The organism is Streptantibioticus ferralitis (assembly GCF_029223525.1).
Taxonomy (GTDB): domain Bacteria; phylum Actinomycetota; class Actinomycetes; order Streptomycetales; family Streptomycetaceae; genus Streptantibioticus_A; species Streptantibioticus_A ferralitis.
The window spans coordinates 26,186-40,741 of record NZ_JARHTQ010000019.1 but is presented as its reverse complement, the minus strand read 5'-3'; the positions used below and the strand labels follow the sequence as shown (position 1 = coordinate 40,741).

The following is a 14,556-nucleotide window of genomic DNA, read 5'->3' as shown; positions in this document are numbered from 1 at the left end:
CCGTGGGGTTGTGCCGCGCAGCCATGGAGACGACGCCCCCGCCAGTTACCTGGCCGAGGGGCAATGGCCGGACGGGCGGCTGCGCGATGACGCCCCGGTCAGCGCGGTCTACGCGCAGGCGTTCACCCGCCAGCTGCGCGCCGTCATCGGCGAGCGAGGGTTGAACCCGTTCGCGATCGAGCGGACCTGTGGGGTCAGTCGCCGCACGATCGAGCGCACGCTGAAGGGGCGCACGCTGCCGGACTTCGGCGCCATCGCGCGCCTGGAAGCGGCGTTGAAAGTGGACTTGTGGCCGCGCCGCGAGCACGCGCGCAACGCGGAAGAACAGCAGCAACAAACGCCATGACCGCCCAACGCCCTTGAAAAGGGCACACGTTCGGGTGACACGGCACGGTGCGCGGAATGAACCTGGTGCTACGCTCGCAACGCGACGTGACCCGTGAAATGCAGCTCGCAAGGTGCAGATCGGTGAACTCGTTTTTGAGGCACCTTCTGGTGGCCTCGTTTGAGGGGCACCTCCGGGCGGCAATCCCGGAGGTGCCTGCTTTTGTGGGCTATCCGCTCACGGGTGCCTCCTGCTGCCGGGCGAATTCGGGTGCCAGTCGGTAGAAGACGTGCTTACGGCCGGGCTCCTTGTGCTTGATGAGCTGGCCTTGGCGCACCATGTCGCTGAGGATGCCGCGCAGTTTGCGGTGACCGTCTACACCGATCTCGACGCACAGGTCGAGGGCCGACCACCAGCGCTGCGGCGCAGCCAGCATCAAGGCGATGATCCATTCCCGACGCGTCTTCGGTGTGGCCTTGTCGGATGTCTCCTTGGCAGGCGCTGGCCGCTGCGGCGGGATGCCAGCGCCCGCGTCGCTGAAGGCATCGAATGCCATGTCAGCTCGGTTGGCGAGCCCCTGCGCACCAGCAGCCACATCCTGCGGGCCGGCGGCCGCGTCACTGAAAAGTGGGCTGGCGGCGGTCTGCGTCGGTGAGGAGGCAGGGCCCATGAGATTGACGTTCTGCCACTGCTCGTCGCTGCCGACAATGAGGTCCAGCGTGCTGAGCATTTCGCCGAGCACACGCGCCTTTTCCTCGGCCTGCTCCTTCTCTTGCCGTAGTGCGATGCGGAGTTGGTCGGGTGTATGGCGACGGAGGGCATCGGCCCAAGAAGTCATCGAGGCCACAGTGCGTGACCCTAATGGCGCCGATGCGGATCTTCCTAATCATGGGCCACACCGTCACCTAGGCGAGTGAACGAGGGGGTTTCCCGAAACCAGCGAGATGGGATCCCATCCCACATACACGCCACCCAAACCCTCCTGGTCACAACCGTAGGGAAGACACTGAGAACACCGTCTTTGGCACGGCAGGACAGACACAGGGAGGGAAAGGCTGCACGCCATCAGGCACAGGTGCTTCCTGCGCACAGGGCACCTGAGCTACCGCACCCGGTGGGATAGGGAAACTCCCGGATGGGCGAAGCCCTGTACTAGGTGAGGGCGCCGACACGGGCGGCGAACGACCGCACCCCGGGAAGGATGTGGTCGTGCCGCATCAGGTTGGCGGTCATGGTCCGCACCGAGCTGCGGCGCACTTCCTGGGGTGCGGCGTGCTCGGCAGCCAGCAGGGCGCGGTAGCAGCGCTCTGGCTTGCCCCATTGGTCAAAAGCACGGGCGACGTCGATCCAGTACCGGGCCTGGCGTTCGGTGGTGGGCAAAGCGGCGACGTTGACGTGGCGGGCGTGTTCGATGGCTTGGCCCGCGTCACCGAGCAGGTGACTGATCGAGATCTGGTGCAGCAGGACCTGGCTGGGCCCAAAGACGCTTCCACGCGCCAACTCGTCATGGCCAAGGCGTGCGGCGGTGGCGTGGGCCTCGGCGATCAGCTGGTGCGCGGTGTGCCGGTCGCCTTGCTTGGCGGCGGTGTAGGCGGCTGTGGCGTACAAGTTCCCCTGCACCGACAGGCGTTCTGTCTCGTCCGAGGTGCGGTCGGTGGCCAGGTGTTGGGCTGCGGTGACGGCGACGTCGGTGGCGCGGGCGTAGTGGCCCTGGCGGCGCCAGGCGGAGGAGACCATGCGGTGGGCCTCCGCCACGGTCAGCGCGTCCGCTCCGTTGAACGCGGCGGTCAGCGCCCGGTCGGCGGTGACGGCTGCCAGGCCGTCTTCACCGAGCTTGATGCACAGCCTGGTTGCGGTGTTGTACAGCTCGGCGACCGCGGTGGCCGCCCGCTCGGTGTGCCCGTCGGTGCCCAGGGCCTGGGCGAGCGCGATCCGGCCGGGGAGGGCGCGGGCGAGGGTCTCGTAGCGGCAGGCGCTGAAATCACGCCGGGCTTCCTCCACCGCCGCGCCGACCGTGGTGGGCGTCGGGTCCGGGCCGCGCACGATGGGTTGCCGCCGGTACAGCAGGAGGTCTTCCAGCCCCGCCAGGCTGGGAGGCCCGAGGGTGCGGGCGGAGCCGGTCGGGCTGGGCCCGAAGACCGCGCTGGTGACGGCCCCAGCCACGGAGGCCAGCAGATTGCGGCGTCGCACCGGGTCCTCACCCTCCTCGCCCATCGGCTCCAGCACCACCCTAGTGGCCCCCAGCGGCCGTGCAGCTGCGGCGGGAGGCTGCTGCTCGTGTCGGGGCGCGAGCCCGAGCAAGTGGGGCGGAATCTCCAGGACTTCCGCGATCCGCTGGAGCAGCACCACGTCCCGCATGGGCTGCTTGCCGCGTTCCATGCGGGACAGGGAGGCGGCGGTGTAGCCGACGGCCTGGCCGAGGTCGGCGAGGGTGACGTCTGCCGCGCGGCGAGCCAACCGGACCACCGCCCCCACATCGTGGCGCGCCAGGGCGTCGTGCATCGGGGTTGAGTGCCAGATCGGATGGGTGCCGTCCACGGCGGGTCACCTCCGCGCCGCATTGTTGCGCCAAACCACCCATCAACGCGAGGCGTTGCACGCCATTTACGCCGTGTGCAAACCGGTTACGCGCTCGCCTGCCGTCCCTCCCAGCCCGGTGCCGGTTGCGGTGTCCTGTCGGCCGTGGGCGGCCCGGCAGACGGCCGGGCCGCCATCACTGTCACCAAGGGGTGAGAACGATGCATGAGCCAGACCACGCCACCTCCGCACCCGACACACAGGCCGCCTCGGTCACCCACGCGACCCCGGCCAAGCGGGACGCGGCCTACGACCACCGCGCGCAGCAGGCCGCCCTCGACATCGAACTGCACCACACCGACGGCCGCACCACATCCTCGGTTCTCGTGCTCACCCCGGCTCAAGTCGAGCTGTACGCCATCCAGTTCGAGCAGCTCATCAGCAAGCGAGCGAAGGCCTGCGCTGCAGACGATGAGTGAGCGCCCCCAGGAACCCTTACCGGAGACGACCCCGCGGCAGTTGCCGTTCCAGGTGGAGTACCGCGAAGGCACCCGTGAGGTCGTGGTGTGGATGACCTATGGCACGGGTCCGGACCAGACCATGCGCCGCACCGCCTTCGCCTCGCCGGAAGCCCTCGTGGCCGCGGTCGCCAAGCACCGCTACGAAGCCTTCCTCCAACACCGCTTGGCCCAGGCCCTGGCGGACGCGGCGGTCAGGCACTACCGCCTCGATCCAGCTCGGCTGGAGGCGGCTGTGCGGGTGTTGTCCGACCCCACCGGCACCGTCCCGCTCGCCACGGTGCTGTTCGGCGCCGGGCCGGGCCCCGGCCCGCAGCCCGGCTGACGCCCCGGCGCCCCCGAAGAACCCTGCCCGGTCGGGATGGGCGGCCTTCTCCCGGCCGGGCAGGCCCAAGCACCCACCTGGTCCCTTTCCGCCCGTTTTCACCTGCCCACCTGATGGAGGACAGCTGTGCCCGAACCCGCCGACCACCAACGACCGTTACTGCCACTCGTCGCCGCGCACGCACACCCAGCCCCGACCGAGGAACGCCCCCTTGCGGGCCTTCGGTACGTGGACATCGAGACGTCTAGGTACTGCAACCGCACCTGTTCGTGGTGCCCCAACGAACACACCACCGCCCGCCGTGCCCAGCAGCTGATGGACTGGCACCTGTTCGCCAAGATCACCGCAGAACTCGCAACCGCAGGGTTCGCCGGGTTCTTCGCCTTCCACAACTACAACGAGCCGCTGGCCAACCCCCGCCTGTTCGACGAGATCGCCCAGGTTCGCCGCGACATCCCCGAGGCCAGCCCTGCGATCTACACCAACGGCGACCTGCTCAGCCGCACCACTGTGGAACGGCTGGGTGAGGAGGGCGTGAAGTACCTGCGCGTCACCCGCTACCCCCACCGAGCGAACGTCCTGCCCACCTTCGAGGCGCTGCGGCGCTGGCTGACCAAGACCAAGCTCCTTGATGGCATGGACTGGCAGTTCACCCGCGTCCGCCAGGGCTTGGCCGCGACCTGGATCGACCCGGCGCGGGGGATGAAGGTCGAGGTCATCCGCCCGGCGATCGCCACCTACAACGACCGCGGCGGCACCGCCGCTGTCCCCCTGGCCGCCCCGACGCGCACCGCGCCGTGCCAGATGACCGACACCTCGCTCAGCGTGGACTTCCGCGGCCAGATGAAGATGTGCTGCAACGTGGTCCCCGACGTCACCGAGCACCACCGGTACGTGGTCGGCAACGTCGCCGATCACACCTTGGCCGAGCTGTGGATGCACCCGACCATGGTCGACTGGCGCGAGCGCCACGCCCTGGCGGACTGGTCCCGCTCACCGGGGTGCGCCACCTGCCCGCAGGTCCTGCCGGAGACCCGCCGATGACCACCACTGACATCGCCGGGCGGGCGGTGACCGTCTCGGTTCCCGGCCGCCTGTGCTTGGCCGGGGAGTCGTTGGACTGGATGACTGGCGGCTCCTCCGTGGTCGCCGCTGTGCCGCTACGAACCCGGGTGACCGCATGGCGGGCTGTGGGCTCCACTGCCCTAGCCCTGACCTCGGGAACGCCCTTGTTCCGCACGCGTCTGGTCTCGGTCGCCAAAGCCGCCGGACGGCATTACGACGGGCACGTCTTGGACCACATGCAGGCCGCTGCCCGCGTCAGCCTGAAGCAGGCCGAACAGATCGCCGGGCTGGTGCTGACCGCCTCCACCGAACTACCGGTGGCCGCCGGACTGTCCTCCAGCGCCGCTCTCACTTCATCGACGAGAAGGGCCAAGCCGTCTCCCCGTCGGCGATCGTCGGCCTAGTCGCCGCCCGCGAGCTGGCCAAACACCCCGGATCGGCCATCGTGCACAACGTCATCACCTCCGCCGCCGCGGTGGAAGTCATCCGCGAGCACGGCGGAACCCCGATCCGCTCCCGTGTCGGCCATTCGTTCATGAAGGCCCTGATGGCCGAGCACGAGGCGGTCTTCGGAGGAGAGCACTCCGGCCACTACTACTTCCGCGACTTCTGGCGTGCCGACACCGGCATGCTCACCGCCCTGCACGTCCTGGCCGCTCTCGGCGAACAGGACCGGCCGCTGTCCGAGCTGGTCGCCGACTACTCCCGCTACGCCGCCTCCGGCGAGATCAACTCCGAAGTCGCCGACGTCCCATCCAAACTGGACGGAGTCGAGGCGGCATACCGGCAGTTCGACGGCGTGACGACCGACCGGCTCGACGGGCTGACGGTCAACCTCGGCGACGGCCGCTGGTTCAACCTCCGGCCTTCCAACACCGAACCGCTGCTGAGGCTCAACGTCGAAGCCCCCACCCAGGCCGCCGTCGACAACCTGCGCGACGAAGTCCTGGCCTTGGTCCGTTCCTGACCACGAGGAGATGGACCGAGCACGCGAAGGGGAGCCAGCCAGCGGCTGGCTCCCCTTCCGTTGTCCGGGAAACGACGACTTTAGGAATGCGTGGAGTTGGAGGCGGCCTGACTCATCTCCTGGGCGACGTGCACGGCCCCCGCTTCGTCGCTGGAGTGGTCAGTCGACGTTGCGGGCACGGTGACGACCACCGCGATGGCCATGGGCCGTCCGTCCCCAGAGCGGGTGAAGGAAACGGACCACGCGGCGGCATCACCGCGGTTGGCCGGCCCCGAGCGCGGCGCCCACCCAGTCTCGCCACCTAGCGGGGGCGAGGCTGAGCCCTGCAGAGCAGATCGCAGCTGGTTGGCGACGTTCGGCTCAAGGACCTGCTTGGCGGCGCCCGTATCGCTCTTGGGCTTCTCGACACTCCCGTCAGGATGAATGATCTGGGTAACCAATTCCGGCTGGGTCTGCTTTCCCCCGTTGTCGAGTACGGCCATGACTCTGGCCATCTGCAAGGGTGTTGCGGTCACGCCTTCAATGCCGTTGCCTGTGTCAGCCAGACTGGCCGCGCTGAGCTGCCCTCGCGGGTAGACGCTCGCCGCAGGGCGTATGGGCGTGAGCAGCTTGTCGTCGTTGAAGCCGAACGCCTCGGCCATCGTCGCGAGACCGTCCTGGCCGACGTCGACGGCCATACTCGCGAAGACGTTGGCGCACGAATACTTCAAAGCCGAGCGAATGGATGCGTTCTGGCAATGGGTGAAATCGCTCGCCAGCGGGGACGTTCTGCCGGGCGGCGTGTACGGGTCGGGGCTATGGGTCGGGTCGTCCACGGACTTGTACAGCCCCTTGTTCAGGGCCGCTGCCGCCACCACGACCTGGAACGTTTCCCCCGGCTCCACAGTGTCCCTCAGCGCCCGGTCCAACAGCGGCATGTCCTTGTCGTTGTTCAGCCGTAGCCACGCGTCATTGTCAGCCGACGAGAGCCCGCTAAACACGGACGGGTCGTACGACGGAGCGCTCACCAGGGCCCGGATCTGCCCGCTCTGCGCATCCAGGGCAACCGCGGCGCCCTTGCGGCCCCGCAGCCCGTCGGCGGCTGCTTTCTGCACAGCCGGGTCAATGGTCGTTACCACGTCGCTGGGGCCGTGGCCCGCGTGGGCAGGGGCTGGGGCCAGTATGTCGTCGTAGACCCCCTCCAGCCCCGACCTCCCGAACGCCATCGATCGGAACCCGGTAACGGCCGCGTACAGCGCCCCGTCGGTATCCGTACGCTGATACGGGATCTTCGAGATTCCGGTCGCCTTCGATCCCGTGACAGGGTGGCCGGCAACGATGATGTTGCCGAGCCCTTCCTTCGGCGGCTTCGTCTCGTCGGCCTGGCGCGACGGGTGCTGAGCACCGCTGCTGGACGCGCAGCCCGACAAGGGGGCGGAAACCAGCACAAGAAGAGTTGCGAGGACGGCCGAGCACCGGTTTGTCGAGGACATGGTGATCATCCTAGGGAGCGGTGCACACGGACAGGTGCCTGATGCAGAGATGGGGCCCCGACGATGACTCGCGGGATCGATCTGCGCGACGGGAAACGTCCAGCGCCCGCAGGAGCTGTACCGCCTCCGCGCACCGCTGAGGTGGGCCAAGCGGAGCCCCACCGGTGAAGGACCGGATACGGGCGCACGGTACGTCAAGTGCCTTTGGCTACGCCGAAAGGACGTGTGCGCGATCACCGCGCCGGAGTCGTGTGGTCTGAAGTTCTACCGCGTCGGCGGGAGTGGGGAACGTGGCAGACTCTGCGGGTCCGCTCTCGAACCACTCCGGAGGATCGCGTTGCGCCGTGTCGAGCCCCAGGTCCGTCTCATCGCCCGCCCGCAGTTGGACTACGAGGAGGTTGCCGCCTACCTCGCCGAGGTCGGGGGCGAGAACTGGCTGGAGCGAGGGGACCGCGGCGAGTTGGACGACGCACAGAACCTGGCGGAGTTCGCCGGCCGCATCTGCTACCGGTCCTGGCAGCCGGGCCTGAACCCGAACGTGACGCGGATCCGCGCCGACCAGGAGGAGTACCTCAGCAACATCCTGGCTAGTGCTCACGGGTCGGTCCTGGAGCACGTGAGCTTCTCCTTCGTCCTGCACAACGTCAGCCGGGTCGCCACCCATGAACTCGTCCGGCACCGTGCTGGCGCTGCGGTCTCCCAGGAGTCCCTGCGCTTCGTGCGCCTGGACGACCTGCCCTTCTGGTTCCCCCAGTGGGCCCAGGAAGACGCCGAGCTGATGAAGCGTGCCACGGCCCTGTTGGAGCAGATGGAGGGCTTCCAGCTGTGGATGGCTGACCACTTCGGCCTGGACGAGGAAGGCGTACCGTTCGCCGAGAAGAAGGAGAAGACCTCCTTCATGCGCCGGTTCGCCCCCGAGGGCGTGGGGACCGGGATGGTGTGGACAGCTAACGTGCGGACTTTGCGGCACGTCATCGAGAACCGGACGGCCCCTGGAGCCGAGGAGGAGATCCGCCTTCTCTTCGGCAAGGTCGCAGAACTCATGGTCGAAGAAGCCCCTGCCTTGTTCGGCGACTACACAGTGCGGGATGGCGCGTGGGTTCCGGGTTGGCGAAAGGTCTGACCTCGTTCGGAGCAGTGGTCTGCGATCCACCCCGTCGGGAAACGATGACCTGCTGGACGATATGTTCTTCGGCAGCCTGGGAAGCTGCTGATCGCGCCCACTCATGAACGCCCTGTGGGCCCCGCAGCCGATGCCCGGCGGATCGGGGCCAACGGGCTGCCACCCGCCGCCATCCTGCCTCCGCCGACCGTGACCTGCGGCGCCGCGTCAGCGTCGCCCTGGACTTCCTGGCCTGGACGGACCAGCGCGGCCTAGCCCTCGCCGACCTCGCACAGGAGCACATCGACGACTGGATCGCCGGGGCCACCAGCCAGCGGCGCTACCTGATCCGCTACTTCCTGAAATGGACCACCAGCCGCCAGCTCGCCCGAGAACTGACCGTCCCCTCCATCCCAAGCCAGGAGCCCCAGGACCTGCTCGACGACGACGATCGCTGGCGACTCCTCCAACGCTGCCTGACCGACGACGCCCTGCCGACGGACGTCCGCGCCAGCGGCGCGATCACCCTGCTGTTCGGCCTGTCCACCGAACGTCTTCGCCACCTGACGCATGAACACCTCAAGTTCGGTGACAAGCACGCTCACCTAGTCTTGGGCCGCCACCCCGTCCTGCTGCCTCCACGGCTCGCCGAGCTACTTCGGCAACTTGCTGAACAGCCCCAGCTGCGGCCGCAGCTCTCGCGAGTCCACCCAGGCCCTCAGTGGCTCTTCCCGGGCATGGTCCCGGGCAAGCAGATCTCGACGCACGGCATGACCCAGAAACTCAACCGGCACGGCATCCCGGTTCGCACCGCGCGCAACGGGGCACTGGCCGCTCTCGCTGCTGATCTCCCCAGCCCGATCCTCGCCGGACGCGACCGGGATGCACCGCCACACCGCGCTCCGCTGGGTCGCCTACGCCAGACGCGACTGGGCCGAGTGCCTCGCCGCCCGCGCCGAGGACCTCACCAGCCGCAGATCACAGCGATCATGAGATCGGCTTCGTGAGGCTTGCGGGCAGAGGCGTTGGCATCGTATTGGCGCTCGGGCAGGTATGAAGTGAATGAGCAGGTTAACGGGGAGTCAGGAGGCCGTCCACCAGGGCTCGGAGCCCCTCCAGGTAGGTGTCCTCGGCGGTCAGCGGCGCCCAGTGGTCGGCGACCTGTGCCAAGCGGGGTAGCTCGCTCGGGTCGAGTTCGGCGAAGGCTCGCTCCCGGTAGGTAGGACGGTCATCGTCGGTGCGCCGCCGGGCCGCTGTTGTCCGGACCACGATCTCTCCGGCGGTGTAGTACCAGATTGCGCGGTACCCGTGTACGGCCCGCTCGGGAGGCAGGCCGCATTCGACCAGGCCATCGACGATCTGCTCGACAAACCACAGGGCGGATGTGGACATCAGGTCGTCGGCGGTCAGCACCTCCACGATCCAGGGGCAGGCGGCGAGCGCCTCGTGGATCGTGGCAGCGGCGACGACGATCCGCTCGCGCGGCTGGGCGGGCAGTTCGGGCCGCTGCAGCGTCCGCGCGGCGTAGTCGTCCAGCAGCAGGACGAGTAGTTCTTCCTTGTTGCGGACGTGGTGGTAGAGCGCCATCGCCGTACTGCCGATCTCCATGGCCAGCCGCCGCATGGTCAGCCGGCCCACGCCTTCCGTATCCACGATCCGGCGAGCCGTCTCGATGACCTCCTCACGGGAGATACGGGGAGGTCGGCCGAGGGCTTTGCGCGGTGCGGACGGTTGCGGCATGCCCTCATCATCCCCCGGGTGTCGACAGCAGCGATCCCCTAAGGCTACTTTCTTTACATGTATAGAAACTCACGGGGGCGACCCCGCCTGGTGCTGGCGGCGGCCGTCGCCCAGTTCGTCTTCGCCCTGGATATGTCGGTGGTCAACGTCGCACTGCCCGCAATCCGCTCCGCGTTGGGATTCGCGCCGCTCGACCTGTCGTGGATCGTGCACGTCTACGCGCTCACATTCGGCGGACTCCTGCTACTGGGGGGCCGCGCATGCGACCTGTACGGTCACCGTCGGCTGTTCGTGCTGGGTCTGGCCGTCTTCGGGCTGTGCTCGCTCGCGGGCGGCCTGGCCCAAGCGCCTTGGCAACTGATCGCCGCCCGTGCCGGTCAGGGGCTCGGTGCTGCCGCGGCCGCCCCAGCCGCGCTGGGGATGCTCACCACCACCTTCCCTGAGGGCCCTCGGCGTGTCCGGGCGCTCGGAGTGTGGAGCGCGGTGAACGCCGCGGGGGGAGCGCTGGGCGTGCTGGCGGGTGGGCTGTTGACCGAGTACGCAGGTTGGCGCTGGGTGATGCTGATCAATCTGCCCATCGTGGCGGTGGCTCTCGCGCTGGTTCTCGCAGGCGTGCCCGCCGAAGCACGCCCCGCCCGGCGCGAGAGGCTGGACGTGCTCGGCGCCGTCCTGGCAACCGGCGGAGTCGGGCTGCTGGTGTTCGGCGTGGTCCGCACCGACGCCCAAGGGTGGGGCTCCCCGGCCACGTTGGCGATGCTCGTCGCCGCGGCTGCGCTCCTGATCGCCTTCGTCTTCGCCGAATCCAGGGCTCCCGCACCGCTATTGCGCCTCGGCCTGCTGCGCAGCCGCTGGGTGGCCGGCGCCAACGTACTGGTGTTCCTGGCCGCGGCCGGGCAGTTCACGGCGTTCTACTTCGTGTCCCTGTACCTGCAGCAGGTCCTGGGCATGGGTGCCGCAGCGACCGGCGCCGCGTTCCTGCCCTTCTCCGCGGGCCTGGTCGCGGGCACCATCATCGCGACCCGCGTCACCACGGCACGCACCCCCCGAGCTGCCCTGGTACCCGGCGCCCTGCTGGCCGCCGCGGGCCTGGCCTGGTTCGCCTTCATCGGTCCCGACGGCGGATTTCTCACCGACGTGCTCGGCCCATCCCTGATGACCAGCATCGGCACCGGACTTGTCCTGGCCCCGGTCGCCGCCGCCGCGACCACCGGCGTGGCCGCGCGCGAGGCCGGCATGGCCTCCGGCCTCTTCAACAGCTCCCGCCAACTCGGCGGCTGCATCGGCCTGGCCGCCCTGGCCACCATCGCCGCACACCACACCGGCACGGCCACCGACCCCGCCGCGCTCAACGACGGCTACGCCCTGGGACTGGCCGTCGCCGCCGCCCTCTTCGTGCTCGCGGCCATCGTGGCGATCGGCGTTCTGCCCCGCCGCCGAGCCGAAGCACCTGACCCGCGACCCGCCACCCCCGCAGAGAACCGACTGGAAGGAACGCCGTCATGACGACGACACCCATCTCATCCATCGACCTGTTCGCCTCGGCGCTGCACATCCAACCCGACGGCGACGTCCGAGTCGCCGAACGGCGGATGACGAGCAGCGACTCCGGCGCCTGGCAGATCGCGACGTTCCACGTGGAGACCGACACCGACGTCCACGCTGACCAATGGGAGATGCACCCGGAGGCCGAGGAGGCGGTGTGCTGCCTGGCCGGCGGCGTCCGCCTCTACTTGCGTCCCGCCAGGCCCGGCGGCGGCGAGGACATGGTGCGGTTGCACGCAGGCACCGCCGTGATCGTCCCCCGCGGCCGCTGGCACCGCCTGGAGTTGGACGCCCCCAGCGACCTGATGTCGATCACCCTTCGCCACGGCACCCGCCTCGAAAAGCGCACCGACACTCGCTGACTGCAGAGAGGCCCGGCCGACCCTGCTGTCGGGCCACCCTGCGGCGACTGTTCGGGAGAACGGCGGTCGCCGCGGGATGGCTGGTCGTCGATCCGCCTCCCCTGGGTCCGTCCGACCCAGGGGAGGACCACGGGCGCCATCCTCAATGTCATCAGTCGGGGCGAGTGATCTCGGGGAATAGTGCACGGTCGGAATAACCCCCTCCCGCCAGTACCACTCAAGACGCTCGGCTCATGCCTTCTCCGAACTACTGGGGCGTCGCGTGGTCAGGTGACAGGACGATCAGTCCTGCGGGGAAGGGGCCGGTGTGGGGCCAGAGAACTGCTGTGAACGGCGCGGATGTTAGCTTCCTCCCCGTGTTAAAACACCAGGACGAGACGAGGGCGGCCTACGACGGGGTCGTCGAACTGTATGCGTCGATGTTCGCTAATCGGTTGGAGACGCAGCCGTTCGCGCGGAACATGATCGGCACCTTCGCCGAGCTCGTGCGTGGCACGGGGAACCTACGGGCGGCGGACGTCGGGTGCGGACCCGGCCATTTGACCGCCATGCTGCACGACTTGGGGTTGGACGCCTTCGGGCTCGACCTCTCCCCGGCTATGGTCGACCACGCCCGGCGGGCCCATCCGGCGCTGCGGTTCGACGAAGCACGAATGGGGGCCCTGCCGGTCGAGGACGGCGCGCTCGGCGGAGTGCTGGCCCACTACTCGATGATTCATACCCCACCTGAAGAATTGCCCGCACTGCTCGCTGAGCAGGTGCGTGTCCTGGCACCAGGGGGCCTGCTCCTGGCGTCCTTCTTCGGCACCGAGGGGGCGGAGCCTGTCCGCTTCGACCACAAGGTGGCGCCTGCCTATAGCTGGCCGACGGACCAGTTTGCCGAGTTGCTTGCCGGGGCCGGACTCGTCACGGTGGCTCGGTTGCTCCACGACCCAGCGTCCGAGCGGGGCTTCCTCGACACCCACCTGCTGGCCCGCCGCTCTGGTCGAGGACGCATCGCTGGCAGGGGCGGGTGCTGAGCTGCCAGGTAATGGTGCAGACGGGGCAGCGGCCCCAGAAGTCCGGGTGGGGGTTGGTGCACTTCGCGCACAACGGCTCTTCCCAGGTGCCGCCGCGGGCCTGGGCGACGGTGCCGCAGCCGCTGCAGGTCACCCAGCGTTGCTGGCAGCGTTCGCACCAGGGCTGCCCGGTGGCCCGGGAGAGCTCGCAAGGGGCGGTCGGTCTAGGCCGATTGGCCGCGTGTCCGCTTTTGTGCGTCAGGCCGCATGCCCGGCTGCGGAACCGGGGGCTCGTCCGGCTCCTGACCGAACACCAGTCACCGTAAGGGCGGCCGCCGCGAGGATCAGGGGCCAGAACAAATACCAGCCGGTGAGAGCAAGCAGCAGCACCACGATGCCGAACGCCGAGGCAGCGGCCACCACACCTGCCCGGCTCGTTCGCCGCAGCAGCCGGACGCCGGCCGCGGAGCCGATGGCGTAGACGGCCCCCAGGCACGCCGTCGTGCTGAGAACCAGTGGCTGGAGGTCCATCCGCGTCACTGCTGCGGCGATGAAGACACCGCTTGAGATCGCTGCCACGGTCAGCAGGCTGCCTCGGGGCACTCCGCCTGGCTGCGCGCCGGAGGCGAGGCGGCGGGGCAAGGCGCCGTCGCGGGCCAGGGCTGCACCGAGTTTTGCGGTGCTGGCGACGTAGGCGTTGATGGTGCCGAGAGTGATCAACACCGCGACCACACTTGCTACGTCCGCGCCGTAGCCGCCGAGCCCGGTTTGAAGCAGCGAGGCCAACGGGGTCGTGCTCGCCCCGGCTGTGCTGCCGAGGGCGAGCACGGTCACCGTGGCCAGGCTGAGATACAGCACGCCCACGATGACCAGCGCGCCGACGGTCGCCCGCTTCAGGTCGCGGGCGGGCCGGGCGAATTCTGCGGACAGGTGGGTGACCGTCTCCCAACCGGTGAACGACCAGACCAGCAGGGCCCCCGCCGATCCAACCGCTGCCCAGCCGTGCGGAGCGAACGGATGCAAGTTGGAGAGCCGGGCGTGCGGCAGCGCCACGGCAACCGCCACAACGAGCAGCAGCGCCAGGGTGCCGGACAGCGCGAGTTGCACAGGTCCGGAGATCCGCACGCCGAAGGCGTTGGCGAGGAAACCGATCGCGAGGAGCAGTGCGGCACACGCGACGCTCTCGCCCCAGCCGCCCCCCGTGGCCCGGGCCAGATAGGAGGCGCCGAAGAACGCCAGAGCGGGGATGCCCACAGGCGCGCCCAGGTAGAACCACCAGCCGACCACGGCTGCGGCGCGGTCGCCGAATGCCTGCCGCACGTACGTCGATACTCCTCCCGAGTCGGGGTAGCGGGCGGCGAGCGCGGCGAACGTCGCAGCGAGCGGCACCGACATCACGACGAGAGCCAGCCAGGACAGCAGCGAGGCCGGCCCGGCCTGCTTGGCGGCCATGCCGGGCAGCGCCAACACGCCGGTGCCCAGCACCGCTCCGACATACAAGGCGATGCCTTGCGCGAGGTTCAAGCCTCCGGGCCGGTCTGGGATCTGCCTCACCTTGGCGGCCGGTATGGCCTGGTCAACTCGTGACATCCACCCCTCCTGGGCTGCGACATCTGCAACTTC

The 14,556-nt window shown here is 69.0% G+C and carries 15 protein-coding genes and 1 pseudogene; 10 read left to right on the top strand and 6 right to left on the bottom strand.

The window, feature by feature from the left end; genetic code table 11:
* Positions 1 to 10: 10 nt before the first annotated feature.
* Complete coding sequence (locus P2L57_RS25440; protein WP_275818397.1) at positions 11 to 346, top strand: helix-turn-helix domain-containing protein; 336 nt, start codon at positions 11 to 13, stop codon at positions 344 to 346.
* A gap of 208 nt (positions 347 to 554) precedes the next feature.
* Here the strand turns inward: P2L57_RS25440 and P2L57_RS25435 are convergent, their stop codons facing one another.
* Together P2L57_RS25435 and P2L57_RS25430 are read right to left on the bottom strand one after the other, a co-directional pair.
* Positions 555 to 1,163 carry a hypothetical protein gene (locus P2L57_RS25435; protein WP_275818396.1) on the bottom strand — a complete coding sequence of 203 codons (609 nt, stop codon included), beginning with the start codon at positions 1,161 to 1,163 and terminating at the stop codon, positions 555 to 557.
* Between the two features lie 314 nt (positions 1,164 to 1,477).
* A complete protein-coding gene (locus tag P2L57_RS25430; protein WP_275818395.1) occupies positions 1,478 to 2,863 on the bottom strand; it encodes a helix-turn-helix domain-containing protein in 1,386 nt (461 codons plus the stop codon).
* A 200-nt stretch (positions 2,864 to 3,063) separates the two neighbouring features.
* On the opposite strand from P2L57_RS25430, the gene P2L57_RS25425 reads away from it, so the two are divergent.
* The 5 genes and pseudogenes from P2L57_RS25425 to P2L57_RS25405 form a co-directional block, all read left to right on the top strand.
* Positions 3,064 to 3,321 carry a hypothetical protein gene (locus P2L57_RS25425; protein WP_275818394.1) on the top strand — a complete coding sequence of 86 codons (258 nt, stop codon included), beginning with the start codon at positions 3,064 to 3,066 and terminating at the stop codon, positions 3,319 to 3,321.
* The gene (locus tag P2L57_RS25420) at positions 3,314 to 3,685 is read left to right on the top strand and encodes a hypothetical protein (RefSeq protein WP_275818393.1); all 372 of its coding nucleotides are present in this window, start codon (positions 3,314 to 3,316) and stop codon (positions 3,683 to 3,685) included. Before P2L57_RS25425 ends, P2L57_RS25420 begins: the two co-directional genes overlap by 8 nt.
* 126 nt (positions 3,686 to 3,811) lie before the next feature.
* Positions 3,812 to 4,729 carry a radical SAM/SPASM domain-containing protein gene (locus tag P2L57_RS25415; RefSeq protein WP_275818392.1) on the top strand — a complete coding sequence of 306 codons (918 nt, stop codon included), beginning with the start codon at positions 3,812 to 3,814 and terminating at the stop codon, positions 4,727 to 4,729.
* A complete protein-coding gene (locus P2L57_RS25410) occupies positions 4,726 to 5,154 on the top strand; it encodes a hypothetical protein (protein ID WP_275818513.1) in 429 nt (142 codons plus the stop codon). The genes P2L57_RS25415 and P2L57_RS25410 overlap by 4 nt, the downstream gene beginning before the upstream one ends.
* Positions 5,094 to 5,717: pseudogene (locus P2L57_RS25405) on the top strand (phosphohexomutase domain-containing protein); the annotation flags it as partial. The gene P2L57_RS25410 and the pseudogene P2L57_RS25405, both read left to right, overlap by 61 nt.
* A gap of 80 nt (positions 5,718 to 5,797) precedes the next feature.
* Here P2L57_RS25405 and P2L57_RS25400 read toward each other — a convergent pair.
* Positions 5,798 to 7,189 (bottom strand): penicillin-binding transpeptidase domain-containing protein, encoded by a 1,392-nt coding sequence (locus tag P2L57_RS25400; protein WP_275818391.1) that lies wholly within the window; start codon positions 7,187 to 7,189, stop codon positions 5,798 to 5,800.
* Positions 7,190 to 7,526: 337 nt separating this feature from the next.
* Here P2L57_RS25400 and thyX point away from each other — a divergent pair, with 337 nt between their 5' ends.
* Entirely contained in the window at positions 7,527 to 8,312 is a 786-nt protein-coding gene (gene thyX, locus P2L57_RS25395; protein WP_275818390.1) for an FAD-dependent thymidylate synthase, read from the top strand.
* A gap of 251 nt (positions 8,313 to 8,563) precedes the next feature.
* Here thyX and P2L57_RS25390 read toward each other — a convergent pair whose 3' ends face one another.
* Positions 8,564 to 8,890, bottom strand: coding sequence for a hypothetical protein (locus tag P2L57_RS25390; protein WP_275818389.1), 327 nt, complete (start codon positions 8,888 to 8,890; stop codon positions 8,564 to 8,566).
* A gap of 472 nt (positions 8,891 to 9,362) precedes the next feature.
* Positions 9,363 to 10,031, bottom strand: a complete 669-nt coding sequence (locus tag P2L57_RS25385; RefSeq protein ID WP_275818388.1) for a TetR/AcrR family transcriptional regulator — start codon at positions 10,029 to 10,031, stop codon at positions 9,363 to 9,365.
* A 57-nt stretch (positions 10,032 to 10,088) separates the two neighbouring features.
* Between P2L57_RS25385 and P2L57_RS25380 the strand changes: the two genes are divergently transcribed.
* The 3 genes from P2L57_RS25380 to P2L57_RS25370 all read left to right on the top strand — a co-directional run bounded on the left by P2L57_RS25380 (position 10,089) and on the right by P2L57_RS25370 (position 12,954).
* Positions 10,089 to 11,534, top strand: coding sequence for an MFS transporter (locus tag P2L57_RS25380; protein ID WP_275818387.1), 1,446 nt, complete (start codon positions 10,089 to 10,091; stop codon positions 11,532 to 11,534).
* Positions 11,531 to 11,935 carry a cupin domain-containing protein gene (locus P2L57_RS25375; RefSeq protein ID WP_275818386.1) on the top strand — a complete coding sequence of 135 codons (405 nt, stop codon included), beginning with the start codon at positions 11,531 to 11,533 and terminating at the stop codon, positions 11,933 to 11,935. The genes P2L57_RS25380 and P2L57_RS25375 overlap by 4 nt, the downstream gene beginning before the upstream one ends.
* A gap of 356 nt (positions 11,936 to 12,291) precedes the next feature.
* Positions 12,292 to 12,954 (top strand): class I SAM-dependent methyltransferase, encoded by a 663-nt coding sequence (locus P2L57_RS25370; RefSeq protein WP_275818385.1) that lies wholly within the window; start codon positions 12,292 to 12,294, stop codon positions 12,952 to 12,954.
* Between the two features lie 237 nt (positions 12,955 to 13,191).
* Here P2L57_RS25370 and P2L57_RS25365 read toward each other — a convergent pair whose 3' ends face one another.
* Complete coding sequence (locus P2L57_RS25365) at positions 13,192 to 14,523, bottom strand: APC family permease (RefSeq protein WP_275818384.1); 1,332 nt, start codon at positions 14,521 to 14,523, stop codon at positions 13,192 to 13,194.
* Positions 14,524 to 14,556 lie beyond the last annotated feature (33 nt).